General features: G+C 66.8%; 6 protein-coding genes and 2 pseudogenes. 4 read left to right on the forward strand and 4 right to left on the reverse strand.

The window, feature by feature from the left end:
- A pseudogene (locus HNW77_RS17885) lies at positions 1 to 104 on the forward strand (IS5/IS1182 family transposase); the annotation flags it as partial.
- 320 nt (positions 105 to 424) lie between these two features.
- Here HNW77_RS17885 and HNW77_RS16750 read toward each other — a convergent pair.
- Genes HNW77_RS16750 through cobU form a run of 3 tightly spaced genes read right to left on the reverse strand, consistent with a single transcriptional unit; the run spans position 425 to position 3,092 of the window.
- Positions 425 to 1,891, reverse strand: coding sequence for a cobyric acid synthase (locus HNW77_RS16750; RefSeq protein WP_172159213.1), 1,467 nt, complete (start codon positions 1,889 to 1,891; stop codon positions 425 to 427).
- A 2-nt stretch (positions 1,892 to 1,893) separates the two neighbouring features.
- On the reverse strand, positions 1,894 to 2,502 hold the full coding sequence (gene cobO, locus HNW77_RS16755; RefSeq protein ID WP_172159215.1) for a cob(I)yrinic acid a,c-diamide adenosyltransferase: 609 nt from the start codon (positions 2,500 to 2,502) through the stop codon (positions 1,894 to 1,896).
- Positions 2,499 to 3,092 carry a bifunctional adenosylcobinamide kinase/adenosylcobinamide-phosphate guanylyltransferase gene (gene cobU / locus HNW77_RS16760; protein WP_172159217.1) on the reverse strand — a complete coding sequence of 198 codons (594 nt, stop codon included), beginning with the start codon at positions 3,090 to 3,092 and terminating at the stop codon, positions 2,499 to 2,501. The genes cobO and cobU overlap by 4 nt, the downstream gene beginning before the upstream one ends.
- Here cobU and cobT point away from each other — a divergent pair.
- Positions 3,091 to 4,116 (forward strand): nicotinate-nucleotide--dimethylbenzimidazole phosphoribosyltransferase, encoded by a 1,026-nt coding sequence (gene cobT / locus HNW77_RS16765; protein ID WP_172159219.1) that lies wholly within the window; start codon positions 3,091 to 3,093, stop codon positions 4,114 to 4,116. The genes cobU and cobT overlap by 2 nt on opposite strands.
- Positions 4,113 to 4,865: an adenosylcobinamide-GDP ribazoletransferase gene (gene cobS / locus HNW77_RS16770; RefSeq protein WP_172159221.1), complete on the forward strand. Its 753-nt coding sequence runs from the start codon at positions 4,113 to 4,115 to the stop codon at positions 4,863 to 4,865. The genes cobT and cobS overlap by 4 nt, the downstream gene beginning before the upstream one ends.
- Here the strand turns inward: cobS and HNW77_RS16775 are convergent.
- Positions 4,762 to 5,418 (reverse strand): histidine phosphatase family protein, encoded by a 657-nt coding sequence (locus HNW77_RS16775; RefSeq protein WP_172159223.1) that lies wholly within the window; start codon positions 5,416 to 5,418, stop codon positions 4,762 to 4,764. The genes cobS and HNW77_RS16775 overlap by 104 nt on opposite strands.
- A 277-nt stretch (positions 5,419 to 5,695) precedes the next feature.
- Between HNW77_RS16775 and HNW77_RS16780 the strand changes: the two are divergent.
- A pseudogene (locus HNW77_RS16780) lies at positions 5,696 to 6,045 on the forward strand (restriction endonuclease); the annotation flags it as partial.

Below are 6,045 nucleotides of genomic sequence, written 5' to 3' on the forward strand. Positions count from 1 at the left end.
GCAAGCTCAAGGAGTTCAAGCGTATCGCCACGCGGAGCGACAAGACAGACAGATCATTCGCAGCGATGATTTATCTCTCCGCTGCAATCATCAATTCACGATAATTCCCAACAGGCCCCAAAAAGGCAGGCTTCTTTGAAGCTTTTGGGAAAAAGCTTCACCAAAAACGTCTTTGGGTTTTCTTCCGTTACGTGGTGCTGTTTTCGCGCGCGATTTCACGGGTCTGCGGTAACGGCTCGTCCTCATCAATGCTGAACCGGACCCGTTCCGGCTGCCCTTCCACATTGGCAAGAAAATCGCGGATATCGTTTTCCTCAATCGCGACAATGGTATGTTCCGCCTGCCACCAGCCAGAAACTTCTGAAAAACGCTACGTTTTTAAAAGCTACGTTTTTAAAAAAGGCAGCATCCCGAGACTTTGTTCTTACCCACCCCGCACCGGGCGCGCCATGGCCAGCAGACCATCAATATCCAGATACCCTTCCAGATGGTCAGCCAGCGCATCAAGGGCTGCATCCACCGTCGCATCATGGTCCCGCGCGTGCGAGCCTGCGCCAAGCCGCGCCAGCAACGCAGCCCGCGCACGGCCATCGGCCAGCAGGCCATGCACGTAAGTGCCCCATATCCGGCCCGAGGCGCTGACCGCGCCATCAGCCCGCCCGCCAAGGTCAACCAGCGGGCGCGCGGCATCAGGGCCTTCGGTGCAGCCAATATGCATCTCGTAGCCATGCAGGGGCACGCGTTCGGGCAGCAATTCGCCGCGCACGTCCTCCAGCCGCTTGTGGCCCTCCAGCACGGTGGTCACGTCCAGCAGGCCCAGCCCTTCCACCGTGGCGGGTGGCCCCTCGATGCCTGCGGGGTCGGCAATGCAGCGGCCCAGCATCTGGTAGCCACCGCATATGCCCAGCACATGCCCGCCCCGGCGCACATGGGCGTGGATGTCGGTATCCCACCCCTCCGCGCGGAGCATGGCCAGGTCGGCAATGGTGGCCTTGGCGCCGGGCAGGATGATCAGGTCACAGTCGGGCAGCACCTGCCCACGCGGCACCATGGTCAGTGATACGCCCTCTTCCGCCGCCAGCGGGTCGAGATCATCGAAATTGGCGATCATGGGCAGGCAGGGCACGGCAATGCGCAGGCCCGCCCCGCGCGGGCCGCCAGCTGCGGCAAGATCGGCCGCGTCCTCGGCTGGCAGGGCGCGCACCCGGTCGAGAAACGGCACGAGGCCCATGGCCTGCCAGCCGGTCATGCGGGCGATCTCGTCCATGCCTGCGGCAAATAGCGCGGGGTCACCGCGCATGCGGTTGACGATAAAGCCGCGGATGCGCCGCGCGTCATCGGGCGCCACCACCACCTTCGTGCCGACCAGGCTTGCAATCACGCCGCCGCGGTCGATATCGCCAATCAGCACCACATCGATATCCGCCGCCTGGGCAAAGCCCATATTGGCGATGTCATCGGCGCGGAGATTGACCTCCGAGGCGGACCCCGCCCCTTCCACCAGCACGATGTCGGCCTGATCGGCAAGAGTGTGGAAACTGCCCAGCACCTCGGGCATCAGCCCGCGCTTGAAGGACTGGAAATCACGCGCGCGCACCTGCCCGCGCATCTGCCCGCGCACCACAAGCTGCGAGCCGGTCATGCCCTGCGGCTTGAGCAGCACCGGATTCATATGCACCGAAAGCGGCACCCCGCACGCCCGCGCCTGCAAGGCCTGCGCACGCCCGATCTCGCCGCCATCAGCGGTTACGGCGGCGTTGTTGGACATGTTCTGCGGCTTGAACGGGCGCACGCGCAGCCCCCGGCGAGTCAAGGCCCGGCACAGCCCCGCCACCAGCACGGACTTGCCCACGCTGGAGCCCGTGCCCTGAAACATGAGTGCGCGCGCCATGCTCAGAACTCGATCCCGGCCTGCGCCTTGACGCCCTTCTTGAAGTGATGCGCCACCTGCGTCATCTCGGTCACGAGGTCGGCAGCCTCGATCATGGCCGGGCGGGCGTTGCGGCCTGTCACCACCACATGCTGCATGGGGGGGCGGGCGGCGATATCGGCCAGCACGTCGTCAATGGGCAGGTAGTCGTAGCGCAGGGCGATGTTGAGTTCGTCCAGGATCACCATACTCACGTCACTGCGCTTCAGCGCGGCGCGGGCCTGATCCCAGGCGGCACGGCAGTTGGCGATGTCTTTCGCGCGGTCCTGCGTGTTCCAGGTAAAGCCCTCGCCCAGCGCATGCCATTCCACCTGATCGCCAAAACGTTCCAGCGCCTTGCGCTCGCCGGTGTTCCACGCGCCCTTGATGAACTGGATCACCACGATCCGCCCGCCATGGGCCAGCGTGCGCAGCGCCATGCCGAAGGCTGCGGTGGACTTGCCCTTGCCCGCCCCCGTATGCACGGCCAGCAGCCCCTTCTCGATGGATTTGCTCTCCACCTCACGGTCCTGCACGGCCTTGCGCTTGGCCATTTTTTCACGGTGGCGGATTTCTTCAGGGGTCAGGGTCATTTCATCTCCATTGGCAGGCCTGCCACCACAAAGACAACACGAGCGGCCCCGCGCGCAATAGCCTGATGCATAAGCCCCGCTTCATCACGAAAGCGCCGCGCCAGCGCATTGTCGGGCACGATGCCCTGCCCCACCTCGTTCGAGACCAGCACCGTAGGCCCCGCGCGGCGCGCGAGGGCGGCCAGCAGCGCCTGCGTTGCTGCGGGAATGTCACGTTCGGCCAGCATGAGGTTGGTCAGCCACAAGGTCAGGCAATCGACCAGCACGGGGCGTGTGCCTGCGGCATCAAGCACGCGGGGCAGGTCGAGCGGTTCCTCCACGGTGTGCCAGTTTGCACCCCGGCGGGCGCGGTGGCGGCTGATGCGGGCATCCATTTCGCCATCATGGGGCTGGCAGGTGGCAAGGTAGGTCCAGGGCGCGGGCCAGGGGGTGAACAGCCCCTCGGCAAACGCGCTCTTGCCCGAGCGCGCGCCACCAAGCACGAAAATGCAGCCCTGCCGGCCTGCTGGCATGGCCTGCGTGCCATCCGCCATCATTTTATCCTCCCCCATCTTGCATCGGCGCGCATAAGACCACACAACGCTGCCCATGCCATCCCGTCTTTCCATACCGCAGGACATGGCCGCGCTGCGCGCGCTGTGCCGCGATCTCCCCGCCGCCGACATGGCCGCCGATGCCGCCATGACCCGCCATGACAGCCAGTTGACCAAGCCACCGGGCAGTCTTGGCCGGCTGGAGGATCTGGCGCGCTGGGCGGGCCAGTGGCAGCGCACCGACCGCCCCCGGGCCGAGCGGGTGGATATCATCGTCTTCGCGGGCAATCATGGCGTGACCGCGCAGGGCGTTACCCCGTGGCCCAGCGATGTCACGCGCCAGATGGTCGAGAATTTTCGCACGGGGGGCGCCGCCATCAACCAGATCGCCCGCGTGGCAGGCGCCCGGCTGCGCGTGGTCGAGGTGGAAGACCTGCGCCCCACGGCAGATTTCACGCACGCCCCCGCCATGGATGAAGCCACCTTCCTGCGCGCCATTGCCACGGGCATGCGCGCGCTCCAGCCAGGCACCGACCTGCTATGCGTGGGCGAGATGGGCATTGGCAACACCACCCCTGCCGCCGCCACCTGCGCCGCCCTGTTTGGCGGGGGCGGCGCGCGATGGGCCGGGCGCGGCACCGGGCTGGATGCGGCGGGCGTGCGCCACAAGGCGGCGGTGATCGACCGCGCACTGGCCCATCACGCCGGAATGCGCGACCCGCTCGAGATCCTGCGCCATGTGGGCGGGCATGAACTCGCGGCCATATTCGGGGCGGTTCTGGCGGCACGGTACAGGGATGTTCCCGTGCTGGTCGATGGCTTCATCTGCACGGCAGCGGTCGCCCCGCTGGGCGTGATGGCGCCGGACGGGCTGGCCCATACGCGGCTGGCCCACTGCTCGGCTGAAGGCGGCCACGCCCACCTTGCCGCCGAGCTGGGGCTGAACCCGCTGCTGGAACTGGGGCTGCGGCTGGGCGAAGGCTCGGGTGCCGGACTGGCCGTGGGGCTGGTGCGCGCGGCGGTGGCGTGCCTGTGCGGCATGGCCACCTTTGCGCAGGCACAGGTGAGCGGGCGGGAATGAGCATCGCGGCCCGACTGCGCGCCGACCTTGTGTGCGGGCTGGGGCTGCTGACCCGCCTGCCCACGGGCTGGCTGGCACATGATGGGCTGCCCTACAGCATGACACGCTCGCTATGGTGCTGGCCCCTGATTGGCGCAGGCGTCAACACGCTTGCGGCCCTGGCCTACGGGGCGGCGCTCTGGCTTGGCCTGGCCCCCCTGCCTGCCGCGGGCTGGTGCGTGGGCCTGCTGCTGCTGGTGTGTGGCGGCCTGCATGAAGATGGGCTGGCCGACATGGCCGATGGCTGCGGCGGTGGCAGTGACCGGGCGCGCAAGCTCGAGATCATGCGCGACAGCCGCGTGGGCAGTTATGGCGTGATGGCGCTGGTCGTGGCCCTGCTGGTGCGGACCACCGCCCTTGCCGCCATGCCGGGGCCGGCGGCACTCGTGGTCCTGCCGGTGGCGGGCGCGCTGGCCCGTGCCGCCATGGCGGGCGTGCTGTGGCGCCTGCCGCCCGCGCGCAACAACGGGCTGGCCAGCACCATGGCCAACCTGCCCCGCACGGCGCTCCTGGCCTGCATGGGCCTTGCCGTGGCGCTGGCCGCGGCACTCCTGCCCGCCTTGAGCGCCCTGACCGCCTGCGCCGTGGCCATGGTGGCCAGCGCGGTCATGTGCCGCCTTGCACGCTGGCAACTTGGCGGACAGACCGGTGACGTTCTTGGTGCAACGGCAGTCGTGACGGAATGCGCAGTTCTGACGGCACTGTGCTGAACGGGGTGCTGCCCTGCTCGATCACCCGCACCGAACCCATGGGCGGCGAGGGCGCCAGCAGGTTGCCCGCCGTGCCCTGCACCATGCCATGCATGAGGCGCAGCGGGCCGCCATGGGTGATGATGGCACAGGACTGGCCACGCTGGTGCATCTCGGTCCAGAAATGGCGCACGCGGGCCCGCAGCGCACTGCCGCTCTCGCCACCGGGGGGGGCAAACCCGCTTACGTCCGCCGCCCATGCATCAAGCGCCGTGCGCGAGATTCGGCTCCACGGACGGCCTTCCCACTCCCCGAAACTGATCTCACGCAGACGTGAATCCACCCTCAACTCCAGATTCATGAATTGCGCCACCCGCTCCGCCACCATACGGCACCGCCGCGCAGGCGACGAGAACAGAATCCGGCACCCCACGCCCTGCATGACGGTGCGCAGGCCATCGGCCATGCGCTCCCAGCCTTCGGCCAGGGCAACGTCGTGTTGGCCGTAACACACGCCTTCCGCGCCCGTTACGGCGGGATGGCGCGCCAGCACTACTGCAAAACGGTCAGTCATCCGCTCCTGCTTTCCAACATGTCGCACCGAGCATCCGCGAAGTTCGTGAACATCGCCATAAGAGCGGCAAGGGGGCAGATACCCGATAAGGACATGCCACTTTTTCGTACCACCCTGTTTGCCAGGATCAAGATTCAAACATACAGGACTAAATAAAGCCTGTTTACAAGAACAACTGTATTCTGCATATCGGCATCTGCACGTTAACACACCTTGATTTGCTAATACCCAGGGTCTGCGCCAGCCAGTTCACCAGACCGGAAGGATAAAGAGCATCATGCGGATATGGGCAAGTGCCTGCCTGCTCCTGTGGCTGCCCGCGAGCGCCAGCGCCGCGGGCCTGTTCAGCGCGACCCATCCCACCCTTGCCTGTGGGGATGATGCCGCCCTGCGTGCCCTGTCCGATCCCGCCCAGCTTGCCCAGCATTCCGCCGCATGGCGCAGGACGCTGCTCAGGCAGGGCGACTGCCATGCCGTGACCCCTGACATAAAGTGGGAAAAGATCGCCAACCGCAACGGGCTGCCGCTCATGCGCCGCGTGCCGCCGGTGCCGGGGCTGGCGCCGCTGTATTTCATGACCGGGGACATCACGCCCTTCGGCGCGCCCGCCCCCGTGCCGGTTCATGT

It is taken from the genome of Komagataeibacter melomenusus (genome assembly GCF_013155395.1).
Classification (GTDB): Bacteria; Pseudomonadota; Alphaproteobacteria; order Acetobacterales; family Acetobacteraceae; genus Komagataeibacter; species Komagataeibacter melomenusus.